We start from the raw sequence: 14,914 nt of genomic DNA, 5'->3' as shown, positions 1-14,914 counted from the left end.
CCGGTCCGAGCCTCCTTGAAGCCTATAAGCGGGCTCTTGCCTGCGATTCCGTCTCGGCCTTCGGCGGCATTATCGCGTTGAACAGCCTGCTCGATGCGGAAACGGCAGAAGAGATCGTCAAGCTCTTCACCGAAGTCATCATCGCGCCTGAGGTCAGCGAAGAAGCCAAGGCAATTATCGCCCGCAAGCCGAACCTCCGCCTGCTTTCCGTCGGCGCCCTGCCCGATCCGCGTGCAGCCGGCCTGACCGCCAAGACCGTGTCTGGCGGTCTGCTGGTGCAGAATCGCGACAATGCGCTGGTCGAAGATATGGAGCTGAAGGTCGTCACCAAGCGTGCACCGACGGCGCAGGAGCTGGAAGACATGAAGTTTGCCTTCCGTGTCGCCAAGCATGTGAAATCCAACGCCGTTGTCTACGCCAAGGATGGCCAGACGGCGGGTATCGGCGCCGGCCAGATGAGCCGCGTCGATTCGGCCCGCATCGCCGCGATCAAGGCTGAGGAAGCCGCCAAGGCCATGGGGCTTGTCGAACCGCTAACGCGCGGCTCCGCCGTGGCGTCCGAAGCCTTCCTGCCGTTTGCCGACGGCCTGCTCTCGGCGATTGCCGCAGGTGCTACGGCCGTCATTCAGCCGGGTGGTTCGATGCGTGACCAGGAAGTCATCGATGCTGCCAACGAGCACAATGTCGCGATGGTCTTCACGGGCGTGCGCCACTTCCGTCACTAACATCGTCGCTACTCCACCCTCATCCTGAGTCTGTCGAAGGACGAGGGTGGCCCCGTAGGCTACCACCCGCCCTCGTGGTTCGAGACGGCCCTGTGGGCCTCCTCACCATGAGGGCTAGTCATCTCACCGGTATATCCCTTATCAAAGGAGGGATATTTTACTTCGCCTTGTCAGCCGGGTACGGTGTCGGCAGCAGTAGCAGCAGCCCGCCAGCGAGGAAAATGATGAGCGTTGCCATGCCAAGGCGCGCTGAGCCGCTCCAATAGGTCACCAGAGAGAAGAATAGCGTCGCCATGAAGCTGGTTGCTCGGCCGGAGAGTGCGTAGATGCCGAAATAGCGGCCCGCCTCATGAAGGCTGACGCTGCGGGCAAGATAGGAGCGCGATGAGGCCTGCACAGGGCCGAAGGCGATGCCGATCAATAGGCCGTAGCCGATATAGGCTTTTTCCGCTGCGGTGCCGAACAGACCGCCGGAGCTGACCGTCGAGAGCGGTACGAGGCCGAAAAGCGTGAAGCCCGGGCCTGTCGAGATGATGCCGAGGGTTGCGATAAGCAACAATGTTAGGCTGATGAGGACGGTCGTTTTCGAGCCGAGCCAACGGTCGACATAGCTAGCCGCAAAGCAGCCAAAAATCGCGATGACGTTGAGGATGATGCCGTAGATGCCGATCTCGATTGTTGTCCAATGGAACATGCCTGCAGCAAAGGCGCCGCCGAGAAACAGCAGGCCGTTGACGCCATCCTGATAGATCATACGGGCAATGAGGAAGAGGCTGATGCCGCGCCGGCGCTTCAATTCACCCAAGGTCGTCGAGAGCTCGCGCAGGCCCGAACGCACTGCTGCGTAAAGCGGCAGGCCGCGTGGGGCGTCGGGCGTGAACAAAAACATCGGCAGGATAAAGATGAAATACCACACGGCAGAGATTGGCCCGGTGATGCGCGCATCCTCGCCGAGCCTTGCGTCGAGGCCGAAGAGCGGCTTCAGACCGAAAATAGTCTTGCCGGTTTGCGGATCGCCGGCCAGCAGCGTTACGACGGTGATCAATACGATCATGCCGCCGAGATAGCCAAGTCCCCAGGCAGCGTTTGACAGCTTGCCGACATCGTCCTTGCCGACCAGCCGGGGCATCATGGAATCGTTGAAAACGATCGAGAACTCGGCCGAGATCGACGCGAGGATCATGAAGATGATGGGATAGATCAAAGGCGAGCCTGGTGCCGCGCCCCAGAGGCAGAGGAGGCTTACGATCTTGATGACGGCGAAGAAGGCAATCCAGGGCTTGCGAGCGCCAGATTGATCGGCGATCGAACCGAGTACCGGCGACAACACGGCGATGATCACCGAAGAGATCGTCCCCATGTTAGCCCAGTCTATCTGCGCAGAGGCGGGATCCGCCGTCAGCCGCGCGACGAAATAAGGACCGAAGATGAAGGTGGTGACGACGGTGAAGAACGGCTGTGCCGCCCAGTCGAAGAACATCCACCCCCAGATGCCCCGCGCCGGCACTTTTGCCGGCGCATCGTCCCTTATTTCTGTAGCCACCAAATGCCTGCCCCTGTTTCCATAGCGCGGATAGAGCGGTTCAGCGTTTCCCGGAATCGCTTTCCCGCTCTATCCTTGTTTTTACGCATTCCGGACGGAAAACCGCTTCGCAGTTTTCCTGGAATTGCTCAATCGAACCGGGCGGACTGTGTCATCTCGCCCGGTCATGCGCAAGGTCGGTCAGGAGGCCGGCGGCAACGGTAATCCGGGCAAGGTTCGGATCGCCGCTTTCGCTGAGGCCCGCAAGCTCTTCGGCAATGCGGTTGATGCGGATGCGGTCTTCGGCGTGCCAGGCGAGGATCGGTTGCTTGTCCTTGGGATGATTGCTGAGCGCCGAGATGACGATATCGCGGCGAGCGCCTGCGATCTGGTCGAGGCTGCGGGCCAGCGCCAGGCTTTCATAGTGATCGCCGGTGATGATCCGGCTGCCGGCAAGTAGCAGGCGGCCGACGCGGAAGGTCTGCGACACCGTGAAGTAGCTTTCGGCGGCGCGGTTGAGCGTATCGCCCGTGCGCTCGGCGATCTGCATGATCTCCGGCACGAGGACGAGCGCGTAGATCGTCGCGATCTCGGACGCGAGCTTTTCCGGGAGGCCGGCGGTCTGATAATCCGCCTGCCGGGTCGCGATCTCGGCTGCGAAATCCGCCGGGATCTGGCTGAGGAAGACAGGCCGCAGCCGTTTCAATGCTGCCTGAAGCCGGCTAACGGTTTCCTCCATGTCGCCTTTGGCCGCTCCGGTTTTCAGCAGCAGGCGGGTCAGCACCGTATAGACTTCGGTGATTTCGCCATAGACGCGGTTCTGCGTCTGGCCGCCGACTTTACCGTCGAGCGCATCGGTCTCGTTCCACAGCCTGTCGAGATCGAAGCCGTCGCGGGCGAGCACGGCAGCCTTGACCACTTCAGCGGCAGAAGCGGCCGTTGCATCCATCATGCTGACGGCAAAGCCCGGTCCGCCGCGGTTGATCGCTTCGTTTGCCAATGCCGTTGCGATGATTTCGCGGCGCAGCCGGTGGCCGGCGATATCGGCGGCATGTGAGCGCTGCATCTTCGCCGGGAAATATCGGCTGAGCGTCGCGGCAAAATAGGGGTCGTCCGGCAGGTCGCTCGCCGCCAAGGCATCGAAGAGGACGATCTTGGCATAGGAGAGCAGGACGCCGATCTCGGCGCGGCTGAGCGGCCGGCCATTGGCGTAGCGCTCGGCAAAGGTCTGGTCGTCCGGCAGCGTCTCGACCTTGCGGTTGAGCTGTTTTGCGCCTTCGAGAACACTCATGAAGCGGCTGAGCTCCAGACCGTTGCCAGTGCCCTTGCGTTCCGTCAGCGAGATCGCCAGCGACTGCAGATAGTTGTTGCGGAGCACCAGTGTCGCGACTTCGTCGGTCATCGATGCCAGTAGCGTATCGCGTTTGGCGCGCGTCAGGCGGCCATCAAACATGGCGGATGCCAGCGCAATCTTGATATTGACCTCGACGTCCGAGGTGTTGACGCCGGCGGAATTGTCGATGGCGTCGGAATTGCAGCGTCCACCCTTGAGGCCGTAGGCGATGCGGCCCTTCTGGGTGACGCCGAGATTGGCGCCTTCGCCGATGACCTTCGCGCGAACCTCCTCCGCGGTAATGCGGATCGGATCGTTGGCGCGATCGCCGACTTCCGAATCCGTTTCGGCCGGCGCCTTCACATAGGTGCCGATGCCGCCGAACCAGAGCAGGTCCACCGGGCTCTTCAGGATCGCCGTCATGATCTCGAAGGGTGTCGCCACCGTCTTGTCGATGCCGATAGTGGCAGCGGCCTCATGTGTCAGCGTCACCGATTTGGCCGAACGCGAGATGATCATCGCACCCTTCGACAGGACGCTCTTGTCGAAATCCTGCCAGCTCGAGCGGGCGAGATTGAAAAGCCGCTGCCGCTCGGCAAGCGTCTTTTTCATGTCCGGATCCGGATCGATGAAGATGTCGCGGTGATCGAAGGCGGCGAGCAGGCGGATTTTGGGTGACAGCAGCATGCCGTTGCCGAAGACGTCGCCGGACATGTCGCCGACGCCGGCGACGGTGAAGGGCGTCGTCTGGATATCGATATCCATTTCACGGAAGTGCCGTTTGACGGTCTCCCAGGCACCACGGGCGGTGATGCCCATCTTCTTGTGGTCGTAGCCGGCCGAGCCGCCCGAGGCAAAGGCGTCGTCGAGCCAGAAACCGGCTTCCTGCGCCAGGGCATTGGCGGTGTCGGAGAAAGTAGCCGTGCCCTTGTCGGCGGCGACGACGAAATAGGGGTCGTCTCCATCCTGCCGCACAGTGTCCGGCGGCGGGACGATATCGTTGCCCGAGATATTGTCGGTGATCGACAGCAGGGTGCGAATATAGGTCTTGTAGGCTTCGCGGCCGGCATTGAAGATCTCGTCGCGGCTGCCGCCGACCGGAAGTTTCTTCGGATAGAAGCCGCCCTTGGCGCCGACAGGCACGATGACGGCATTCTTCACCTGCTGCGCCTTCACAAGGCCCAGAACCTCGGTACGGTAGTCTTCAGCGCGGTCCGACCAGCGCAGGCCACCGCGGGCGACCTTGCCGAAGCGCAGGTGCACGCCCTCCACCTCGACGCCATAGACGAAGATCTCGCGGAAAGGCCGCGGCTCCGGCAGACCGTCCAGAAGCTTCGGATCGAGCTTGAAGGCAAGCATGGCCTTTGGCGTGCCATCTGGGTTTCTCTGGAAATGGTTGGTACGCAGCGTCGCGTCGACGGCATTGACGTAGCGGCGGAGAATCCGGTCGTCGTCGAGGCTTGGAACGTCGGCGAGTTCGGTCTCGATCGTCGCATGCAAGTCGCTGAGTTTCTTCGTGCGGTTCTTCTCGCTGAGCCTGGGGTCGAGCGTGTCGTGGAACAGGCGGAAGATCGAGCCCGCGATGCGCGGATATTTGTCCAGCGTCGCGGCAATGTAATCCTGCGAATAGGCAATGCCAGCCTGGCGGAGATAACGGGCATAGGCGCGCAGGACGTTGGTTTCGCGGGCGGAAAGGCCGGCGGAGATGATCAGCCGGTTGAAGCTATCATTGTCGATCGTACCGCCGAATGCAGCGAGGAAGGCTTCCTCCAGCGCCGCACCGTGGCGCGCGAGGTCGATCGTCACGCCGCCGCGAGCTTCGAGCTCCATATCATGGAGAACGATATGGCCGTTCCCGCCGTTCTTGGCGGTGACGTATATGTCGAAGGTCCGCTCGCTGAGTACGTTGAAGCCGAGGTTTTCGAGCAGCGGCACGCGGCGCGACAGCGCCAGATTGCCTTCGCCGTGGAAGATCTTCAGGGACAGGATATCGCCCGTTTCATCCTTGCGGATGTAGAAGGCGATGCGGATCTGTCCGGCACCGGCAATGGCCATGATGTTGGGCAGGTCGGCAACGGCATCCTCCGGCGAAAAGGCCTCCTGGAAGGCCTGGCTGACGGAGATATGCGGCGCCTTAGGCCCGGCCAGCATTTCGAAGCGGTCGTCCCAGCGGGCGGTGATGGCGCGGATCGCTGCTTCAAGCCTGGCCTGCGGAATGTGCGGGGTCTTGCCGCCGCTGCGGCCGATGATGAAATGCACGCGCGCCACGCCACCTTCCGGGAAGGCTGGGTAGTAGGCGGAGACGCGGCCGTCATAGACGGTCTTCAGATGATTGCCGATTCGCTCCCGGACGGAGGAATCATATTCCTCGCGCGGAACGTAGACGATGACCGAGACGAAGCGATCGAAATGGTCGATGCGCGGCAGCGCACGGACGCGCGGCCGATCGGCAAGGTCGTTGATCTGTTCGGCAAAGCTTGCGAGCAGCGTCGTATCGATCTGGAAAAGATCGTCGCGCGGATAGGATTCCAGCGTGTTGTCCAGCATGCGGCCGGAATGGCTGGCCGGGTCGAAGCCGAAGTAGTCCTTGACCTTCTGCACCTTGGAACGCAGCAGCGGCACTTCGGCGGCGGCGCTGGTGTAGGCGGTGGATGTATAGAGGCCGACGATGCGCAGTTCGCCGGTGACCTTGCCATCGGCATCGAAACGCTTGACGCCGACATAGTCCATATAGGCGCGACGATGGACGACAGACTTCACATTGGCCTTGGTGACGATCAGGAAATCCGGTCCCTCGAGGAAGGCCAGGATTTCCGGGGTCGTGGTGACGGCGTCTTTTCCCTGGCGCAGGACGAGGACATCGGGATTGGAGAGGATGCCGAGGCCGGCGCCGCGGTCGCGCTCCACCTTGGCGCTGGCGCCCTTGCCGGAATAGACATATTCGCGCATGCCAAGGAAGGTGAAATTGCCGTCGCGCAGCCAGGCGAGGAAGGCCAGCGCTTCATCGCGATCCGCTTTACGACGGCCGGTGGTCTCGTAAGTGGAAAGCTCGGATATCACCGTATCCAGCCGCGTCAGCATCGGCTTCCAGTCGGAAACGGTCAGATGCGTCTGGTCGAGCACGGTTTGCACGCGCTTGATCAAGTCCGCTGCCTGCGCCGCGGTCAGCGGCGACAGGTGCAGTTGAATATGGCTGACGCGATTGGCCGGATCGCTTGGTTGATCGGCGGAATAGAGCGTGGGTTGCTTGCCGTCTTCGATGACGAGGATCGGATGCACCGCCATGTAAAGGTCGCGGTAGCTGCTCGTCACCTCGCCCATCGCCGATTCGTAGAGGAACGGCATGTTATGATCCGTTATAGACAGGATCGAAACGGGTGCGCCTTCGGGCTCGATATTGGCGACCTGTTCGATGGTCACACGGGGAGACGAGCCGCTCCAGGCCGCCAGTTCACCCGCCGCATGCACGGCGGCAAGAGCCAGCATTTCCGGGCTGTAGCGCTCCATATCGTCATTGCTCGCCCGGCCGAACAGGATTTCCGGATCGAGATGCGCCTCGCCGGTCGCGGCGGCGATCTTGCGGGCCGCTTCGATCTGTTTTTCCCGTTTCGGATTGGTCCTCGATGCCATGAAATTCCTCCCCATTTCAGAGTTTTGGTGACCTTATCAGAAGATTTATCGAAAAAACTGGCAAAATGAATGCGGATTTCATCGCTTTTCGACGGATTTGGCCTCAAATTTTGAAAAATCTTGCTGGTTTTTGTGATCTCGATGCAAATCGCGGGAAAATCGGCGCAGAATTGGCGATATTGCGTCCTCAACAGAGGTTTTCATGACTCTGTGAAGCGTGGTTGACAGACTGACGATAAAGAGATCATCACCGGCGCCATCGTGGCCCGAAGATCGGAACTGGAAACAAGCATCATGTCGGACACTGCGGCAGGCGCCGTTATCGTCATCTCCAGCCATGTCGTCAGAGGCTCCGTCGGCAATCGCGCCGCCGTCTTCGCGCTGGAAACCCTGGGTCACCCCGTTTGGGCGCTGCCGACCATCGTTTTGCCCTGGCACCCCGGCCATGGCCGCTCCACCCGGCTAACCTTTGCCGAGGCGGATTTCGACCATGCGATCGACGATCTCATCGCCGCGCCTTGGCTGGCGGAGGTGAAGGCGGTGCTGTCGGGTTATTTCGGCAATGCAGCGCAAGTGCGCTCCGTCGCGCGGTTGGTAACGGCACTGCGGGAAAAGAACCCCGATATCTTCTATGCCTGCGATCCCGTCATCGGCGATTCCGGTGGGCTTTATGTGCCGGAAGCAACCGCGGAAGCGATCCGCGATCACCTCATCCCGCTTGCATCGCTGGCGACGCCGAACCGCCACGAGCTTGCCTGGCTCGCCGGCGCGCCGCTAGAGGACAACAATGCCGTCATGGAGGCTGCCCTGGCGCTGGGGCCGCCGCGCATGCTGGTAACGTCGGCCGTTCCGATGATGACCGGCGGCACCGGAAATCTCTATCTCAGCGGCCGCAACGCGCTGTTTGCCGAACATCGCAGCATCGACAAGGCGCCGAACGGGCTCGGCGACCTGCTCTCGGCCGTGTTCCTGTCGCGGCTGCTGTCAGGGATGGACGAAGAGCGGGCTTTGCAATTGACCACGGCCAGCGTCTACGAAGTGCTGGCGCGGGCGGTTAAGCGCGGCAGCGACGAATTGACGCTCGCCGCCGATGCTTCCAGCCTATCGACCCCCATGGCAATGGTGCAGATGCGGCGCCTGCTGCATCCGGCGCAACGGCGGAAGAAATAGCGATCGGCTCGGGCGATAGGTTTTTGCAGCGCAATAGTTGCCATCGGCCGCAGTGCGCTGTAATTCAATACTATGCTGAGCTTTCCTACCTCCCTTCTGAATGGCTATCGCAACTTCATGAGCGGGCGTTACGTCGACGAACGCGAGCGCTATCGCAGTCTGGCGGAGGATGGGCAGAAGCCCGCGGCGCTAGTGATTGCCTGTTCCGACAGCCGCTCTGCACCGGAGACTATTTTCGATGCGGGTCCCGGAGAGCTTTTCGTCATCCGCAACGTCGCCAATATGGTGCCGCCCTACGAGCCGGATGGTCATTTTCACTCGACGTCCGCAGCTCTGGAATTCGCGGTGCAGTCGCTGAAGGTCTCAGATATCGTGGTCATGGGGCATGGTCGTTGCGGCGGTATCCGCGCAGCGTTGGACCCGAATGCCGAGCCGCTGTCGCCGGGCGATTTCATCGGCCGCTGGATGGGCCTCGTAAAGCCGGCCGCCGAGCAGATCCAGAGCAATGACGTCATGACGCCGGCCGAGCGGCAGACGGCGTTGGAGCGCATCTCCATCCGCAATTCGCTCAATAATCTGCGCAGCTTTCCTGATATCAAGGCGCTGGAAGAGGAAGGGAAATTGAGCCTGCACGGTGCGTGGTTCGATATTTCGACTGGCGAGCTGTGGGTGATGGACCCCGAGACGCGCGATTTTATCCGGCCGGAAATCTGAGACCTCGATAGGGACAAACGAAAAAGACGCCCGGGCCATTTGGCCGAGCGCCTTTTATCAATTTTGTCGCCGTGATTATTGGCCGTCGATCTGCTTGCCGATATAGGCGATTGCCTGCTGGTAGACGGCTGCATCGTTCCAGCCACCGATCGCTGCGAAGTTCGGCTCGCCGGGCTGATAGCCAAGACCCGGCTGCCAGCCATGGCCCTTCAGGAAGTTTGCAGTCGAGGCCAGCGCGTCGGCGCGGGATCCGACCAGATCGACCCTGCCGTCGCCATCGCCGTCGACACCGAAATTGACGACGTTCTTCGGCATGAATTGCGTCTGGCCGATTTCGCCATGGGCTGCACCGCGGGCGGTCGGGCTAAGATAGCCTTCGCCGACGAGCTTGAGGGCGGCATAGAGCTGATCGGTGAAATAATCGGAGCGGCGGCAGTCATAAGCGAGCGTCGACACGGCGGAAAGCGTATGCTGGTCGCCCATGAAGCCACCGAAACCGGTTTCCATGCCCCAGATAGCAATGATCGGGCCGGCGGGCACGCCATAGCGCTTCTCGATTTTCGCAAACAACGGGGCATTGGCCTGCTTCATGGCCTTGCCGCGGGTAATGATCGTCTGGCCGCCGCGCTTCCTCATGAAGTCTTCGAAGGAGAGCTTGAAGCTTTTCTGACCGCGATCGGCGCGGATGGTTGGTTGATTGTAGTGCACGTTGGCAAAGGCCCGGTCGAGAACAGAGGCGCTGACGCCCTGAGCCTGGGCTTCCTGCTTGAATTGCTGCACCCAATTCTCAAAACCAGCCGACGTATTGCCACAAGCTGCCGCATTGGCCGCAAACGGCGTCACCAACAGCAACCCGCCTGCTACGAGAGCTGCCATTCCAGACTTTGTCATGCGCATTCAGAGTCCCCGAATTCTTACCGCGCGAGACGCGGTAACGGTTTTTGATGGCGCATAAGCCTTCTATTTTCCAGGCCTACACGCGGTCTTACTGTGACCGGACCATGCCAGTATCCGGCAATTCTGTCATTATCACGTTTTCGCGATCAATATTTCGCTTCACGTGAAACATTGCACCTAAGCAGCTTTGTAAAAGCCTCGCCTTTCGATGCGAAATGACGAGGCTTTTCTTTAAATCCTGCTTAGCCAGCAAAGGTTTAAGAACCGTAAATTGGTTTATAAACCGTTTAGGCCGCCTGCTTGCGCGGCTTGACGAGGCCGCGGTTGATCAGGAGTTCGGCAATCTGGATGGCGTTCAGTGCCGCGCCCTTGCGCAGATTGTCGGAGACGACCCAGATGTTGAGACCGTTTTCGACCGTCGCATCCTCGCGAATGCGCGAAATGTAGGTCGCGTCTTCGCCAGCAGACTCATAAGGCGTGATGTAGCCGCCGTTTTCGCGCTTATCGATGACGAGGCAGCCCGGGGCTTCGCGCAGGATATCGCGAGCCTGATCGGCAGTGATTTCGTTTTCGAATTCGATGTTGACCGATTCCGAATGGCCGATGAAGACCGGCACGCGCACGGCGGTGCAGGTGACCTTGATCTTCGGATCGAGCATCTTCTTGGTTTCGGCCAGCACCTTCCATTCTTCCTTGGTGTAGCCGTCTTCCATGAAGACATCGATGTGCGGAATGACGTTGAAGGCGATGCGCTTGGTGAACTTCTTCGACTCGATCGGATCGGCGACGAAGACGGCGCGGGTTTGGTTGAATAGCTCGTCCATGCCGTCCTTGCCAGCGCCGGAAACGGACTGGTAGGTGGAGATGACGACGCGCTTGATCTTGGCAAAGTCATGTAGCGGCTTCAGCGCCACGACGAGCTGCGCGGTCGAGCAATTCGGATTGGCGATGATGTTTCGCTTGGTGAACTGCGTGACGGCATCGGGGTTCACTTCCGGCACGATCAACGGCACGTCGGCGTCGTAGCGCCAGGCCGAGGAGTTATCGATGACGACGCAGCCCTGGGCACCGATCTTCGGCGAGAACTTCTTGGAGACATCGCCGCCGGCCGACATCAGGCAGATATCGGTATCGGAGAAATCGTAATTCTCCAGGTTCGAAACCTTCAGCGTCCGGTCGCCGAAGGAAACTTCGGTGCCCTGCGAGCGGGCCGATGCGAGCGCTACGACCTCGTCAGCCGGAAAACCGCGTTCGGACAGGATATTGAGCATTTCGCGGCCGACATTCCCGGTCGCGCCCGCAACTGCAACTTTGAAACCCATTTCTCAAGCTCTCTTTCTCTTCTCTCCTCTTTGGCGAGGGGGGAACCACGGTCATGACGACCGGTTCCTGTCCCCAGCCGAGCCGGGGAGAGAGCGGCAGGCCAGAGACGTCAGACGGTTTTCGTCGTCGTTTTGGCCTTGGTTTTGGAAGAAACCGGAAAACGGAACTCCTGCCCGGCAAATTCTGCCAGGTGATCGAATCTATCGATCTGTTCGAAGCGAACCATGGAGGTCTTCCTTTTCCGTCGCCGGTTCTAAGGGGTTTTCCACAGGAGTCAAGGATTTTGCGTTCCCACCGAGGCGGGAACGCGGAAATCGATCTCAGCCTCAGCGACTGCTGTTGCGCGTGGATTCGAACAGGAACCAGATGCGGCGTTCCGTCTCGTCCAGCCAATTTTCAAGAAGGCTGGCGGTGGCGACATCGCCATATTCATCGCAGACATCGTGCGTGGCGCGGATTTCGGCGGAAAGCCTGAGATTGTCGTCGGCCAGTTCGGCGAGCATATCCTGAGCGTCGACATATTCGGCATTATTGTCGGGGATGCGCTGCAGCTTGGCGATGTGGCCGATCGAACGCAACGTGGTGCCGCCGATCTTTCTGGCCCGTTCGGCCATCGGGTCCGTCATGGCGAAGATCTGCTCGCCCTGCTCATCCAGCAACAGGTGGTAATCGCGAAAATGTGGCCCGCTCATATGCCAATGGAAATTCTTGGTCTTGAGATAAAGGGAAAAGACGTCGGCCAGCAGCGCATTCAGTGCTGCGGAAATATCGCGTGTCGCTTCTTCGCTGAGATTGGTGCGCGTGCCCAGTTTCGATTTGGTATTGGCGGTATTCATGATGACGTGCTCCGTTTCGTTGGTCGCAACAGCGATCTCTCAGAGACTTTCACAGGAATTTACGGCGTTCGCTCGCAAGGGATCGCATTGCAGATAGGATCTGTCGTGAAGGTTTTCGCGGTCAAGATGTCGTTTGCAGCAAAAGTGGCTGCGGATCGACGGAAAAACCCGAACGGCAATGATAGTATGAAGACGGATGCGGTTTGGCAATTGTTGCCGGAGGTGCCGGCCGGCCGGATCGGCCATGGCATGGGGGACGCCGCTTCCCTCGTTGGGAGGAAAGCGGCTCTGCGGGATAAGCGGTTACTTCAAGCCGCCGCCGGCATAGAGGGTTTCGCCCGTCAACCAGCCGGAATCCTTCGAGGCGAGGAAAACAGCGATCGGAGCGATATCGGTCGGCTGGCCGAGGCGGCCAAGCGGTGTTTGCGAAACCATATGCTTCTCGAAATCGCTGCCGATAATGCCTGCCGCGATGACGCCTTCAGTCTCGACGCCGCCGGGCGAGATGGTGTTGACGCGGATGTTGCGTGGGCCGAGTTCCTTGGCAAGGATCTGGGTGATCGAGGTGACGGCGGCCTTGGTCGCCGTATAGACCGCAGCGGTCGGCAGGTTCATGGTAACGGCTGTCGAGGCGATGTTGATGACGTTCCCGCCTTCGGGGCCGAAATGTTTCACCGCTTCCTGCGTCGTCAGCAGTGTGCCGAGAACGTTGATATTGAATTCGCGGTGGAATTCTTCTTCGGTGATCTCTTCCAGCGCCTGGAATTGATAGACGCCGGCATTGTTGACGAGGATGTCGAGGCCGCCGAAGGCTTCCTTGGTTTCGGAAAAAAGCCGCTTCACGTCGGCGGATTTCGAAACATCGCCGTGTGCTGCGATCGCCTTGCCGCCTTTGGCGGTGATCTCGGCCACGACCTTGTCGGCGCCTTCCCGGCTCGACGCATAATTGACCACGACGGCCGCGCCTGCCTCGCCCAATGCCTTGGCGATGCCTGCGCCGATACCCTTCGATGCTCCGGTCACGATCGCGACCTTGCCTGCCAGCTTGCTCATGTTATCTCCTGTCGAGAAGGTTGTTAGATAATTTTATAACTATCGAATTGTTGACGCAGACGAGGGCCTTAGTGTGTCGACCTTCATCCCGTCCCTTTGATATTTAGATAATCATCTAACTGATACAAGAGCAGCCGTTGCGGGCGGAGGGAAAAGAATTGTCAGATGGTGGCGAGTTCCGCCATGTAGGCATTCAGGACATCGCGCCGAAGCAGCAAGTTTGCGAACTTGCCTTCCCGCACGATCTCGATGAGGCCGGCGTTTTCGAGTTCCTTGATGTGGTGCGATATCGTCGCGGCGCTGACAGCATGGCACTGCGTCAGGATGCTGCAAGGCATAGGCTCGGCGCGACCGCCGATTTCCTTCAATATCTGCACGCGGCGCGGCTCGGCGAGCGCCCGGGAAATCAACCCGAGTTGCCTTTCGCTCAGTCGCGTCTGTCCTGCATCGGTCATTGTCTTCGCCACACTCGAACGGGGAATGGATTTCCCGCAAATTCGCCGCTTCAGATATATGAATGCAGGCAATACTTGGCAACTATTCGAGGTGTGATGGTGCGTTGCGTGGCATATTGATGAGGGGAATTTTCTTTTCCCTCATCCGCCCTCGTGGTTCGAGGGCGCTGTGCGCCGCCTCACCATGAGGGCTAACCTTTTTTGGCTTCGCTCCTCGGAGTGAAGGACTTTATCCCCTGTGGCCGGGCGCGGTATGCGCTCCACCTTCATCCTGAGCTTGTCGAAGGACGAGGGTGGCCCCAAGGCCGCGGCAAAGAGGTTACTTCCCCTTCAACAGCGGCAATCTCGGCACCGGCCAGCCGGTCTCGCCGATGCGGAAGAGCAGGCCGTAGCGGGAATAGACGATCGCCACCATGAAGGAAAACCAGCCGCCGAGGGCGAGGCCGGCGATGACGTCGCTCGGATAGTGGGCGCCGATCATCACGCGCGTGGTCGCCAGCCAGAGGGCGCAGGCGATGAAGATGTAACGATAGCGCGGGAAGAGGAAGGCAAGCGCCACGAAGAAGGCGCCGATGGTGGTCGCATGGCCGGACGGGAAGCTTTCGAAGCCGGCATGGCCGTTGAAGGGCGAGAAACCGAAAGGACCCCAATCCTCAAAATGCATTGGGCGGGCACGGCCGATGGCGCGCTTCAGGAGATTGGCGATGATACCCGACAGCGTGATGGTCGTCAGCAGATAGCCGCCGATCTGACAGATGCGCAGGGCCTGGCAACGACAGCGTGGCGATTGCAACAGCCGGCTGCCGGCCCAGCCTTCGAAGAACAGAAAGGCGCTGAGCAGGATGATCCAGCCGGATTCGCCGAAATTGGTGAGCAGTTTGCCGAAGAAATGAATGGGTGGAGCGATGTTCTTGATGTTGGCGCCGACCGGCCAATCGAACAGCAGCGCCGCGAGCAAGACGACATTGGCGGTCAGGAACAGACAGATCTTCCAATGCGACGGTGCGAAGCCGCTCTTGTTCCGCCGCCACCGCCTGTCCAGAGACGTCAAGATCGCCTGCATATCCACCGCCTGTCGCCGCTACTTCCTACCCAAGTCGGCAATTACGCCCAGAGCAGTTCAGCGCCTCACGGAATCGCTGGACTGCTCTATCTTTTTGTTTTCACGCAATTCCGGACGGAAAGCGGCTCACGCACTTTCCTGGAATTGCTGTAGCAGGCTCCTGCAACAGTTTTTTTACAGATTTAAGACGGTC

General features: G+C 60.1%; 10 protein-coding genes and 1 pseudogene. 3 read left to right on the top strand and 8 right to left on the bottom strand.

Annotated elements, in window-relative coordinates:
* Nucleotides 1–725 (top strand): annotated as a pseudogene (gene purH, locus C9E91_RS19615) (bifunctional phosphoribosylaminoimidazolecarboxamide formyltransferase/IMP cyclohydrolase); the annotation flags it as partial.
* Nucleotides 726–882: 157 nt separating this feature from the next.
* Here purH and C9E91_RS19610 read toward each other — a convergent pair.
* Both C9E91_RS19610 and C9E91_RS19605 read right to left on the bottom strand, forming a co-directional pair.
* Complete coding sequence (locus tag C9E91_RS19610) at nucleotides 883–2,271, bottom strand: MFS transporter (protein WP_107109920.1); 1,389 nt, start codon at nucleotides 2,269–2,271, stop codon at nucleotides 883–885.
* 148 nt (nucleotides 2,272–2,419) lie between these two features.
* Nucleotides 2,420–7,210, bottom strand: coding sequence for an NAD-glutamate dehydrogenase (locus C9E91_RS19605; protein WP_107109919.1), 4,791 nt, complete (start codon nucleotides 7,208–7,210; stop codon nucleotides 2,420–2,422).
* Between the two features lie 294 nt (nucleotides 7,211–7,504).
* Here C9E91_RS19605 and pdxY point away from each other — a divergent pair, with 294 nt between their 5' ends.
* Together pdxY and C9E91_RS19595 are read left to right on the top strand one after the other, a co-directional pair.
* On the top strand, nucleotides 7,505–8,380 hold the full coding sequence (gene pdxY, locus C9E91_RS19600) for a pyridoxal kinase PdxY (RefSeq protein ID WP_107109918.1): 876 nt from the start codon (nucleotides 7,505–7,507) through the stop codon (nucleotides 8,378–8,380).
* Between the two features lie 72 nt (nucleotides 8,381–8,452).
* On the top strand, nucleotides 8,453–9,094 hold the full coding sequence (locus tag C9E91_RS19595; protein ID WP_107109917.1) for a carbonic anhydrase: 642 nt from the start codon (nucleotides 8,453–8,455) through the stop codon (nucleotides 9,092–9,094).
* A 75-nt stretch (nucleotides 9,095–9,169) separates the two neighbouring features.
* Here the strand turns inward: C9E91_RS19595 and C9E91_RS19590 are convergent, their stop codons facing one another.
* The 6 genes from C9E91_RS19590 to lpxE all read right to left on the bottom strand — a co-directional run bounded on the left by C9E91_RS19590 (nucleotide 9,170) and on the right by lpxE (nucleotide 14,721).
* Nucleotides 9,170–9,991, bottom strand: coding sequence for a lytic murein transglycosylase (locus tag C9E91_RS19590; RefSeq protein ID WP_107109916.1), 822 nt, complete (start codon nucleotides 9,989–9,991; stop codon nucleotides 9,170–9,172).
* A gap of 287 nt (nucleotides 9,992–10,278) precedes the next feature.
* Complete coding sequence (locus tag C9E91_RS19585) at nucleotides 10,279–11,313, bottom strand: aspartate-semialdehyde dehydrogenase (RefSeq protein WP_104824905.1); 1,035 nt, start codon at nucleotides 11,311–11,313, stop codon at nucleotides 10,279–10,281.
* Nucleotides 11,314–11,640: 327 nt separating this feature from the next.
* Nucleotides 11,641–12,150, bottom strand: a complete 510-nt coding sequence (locus C9E91_RS19580) for a Dps family protein (protein WP_107109915.1) — start codon at nucleotides 12,148–12,150, stop codon at nucleotides 11,641–11,643.
* 303 nt (nucleotides 12,151–12,453) lie between these two features.
* Nucleotides 12,454–13,203 carry a glucose 1-dehydrogenase gene (locus tag C9E91_RS19575; protein WP_107109914.1) on the bottom strand — a complete coding sequence of 250 codons (750 nt, stop codon included), beginning with the start codon at nucleotides 13,201–13,203 and terminating at the stop codon, nucleotides 12,454–12,456.
* Between the two features lie 161 nt (nucleotides 13,204–13,364).
* On the bottom strand, nucleotides 13,365–13,658 hold the full coding sequence (locus C9E91_RS19570; RefSeq protein WP_107109913.1) for an ArsR/SmtB family transcription factor: 294 nt from the start codon (nucleotides 13,656–13,658) through the stop codon (nucleotides 13,365–13,367).
* A 319-nt stretch (nucleotides 13,659–13,977) separates the two neighbouring features.
* Nucleotides 13,978–14,721 (bottom strand): lipid A 1-phosphatase LpxE, encoded by a 744-nt coding sequence (lpxE, locus tag C9E91_RS19565; protein ID WP_107109912.1) that lies wholly within the window; start codon nucleotides 14,719–14,721, stop codon nucleotides 13,978–13,980.
* Nucleotides 14,722–14,914: the final 193 nt, after the last annotated feature.

This window comes from Rhizobium sp. SEMIA4064 (genome assembly GCF_003025035.1).
In the GTDB taxonomy this organism is placed as follows: domain Bacteria; phylum Pseudomonadota; class Alphaproteobacteria; order Rhizobiales; family Rhizobiaceae; genus Rhizobium; species Rhizobium paranaense.
This window is presented reverse-complemented; position numbering and strand designations above follow the sequence as displayed.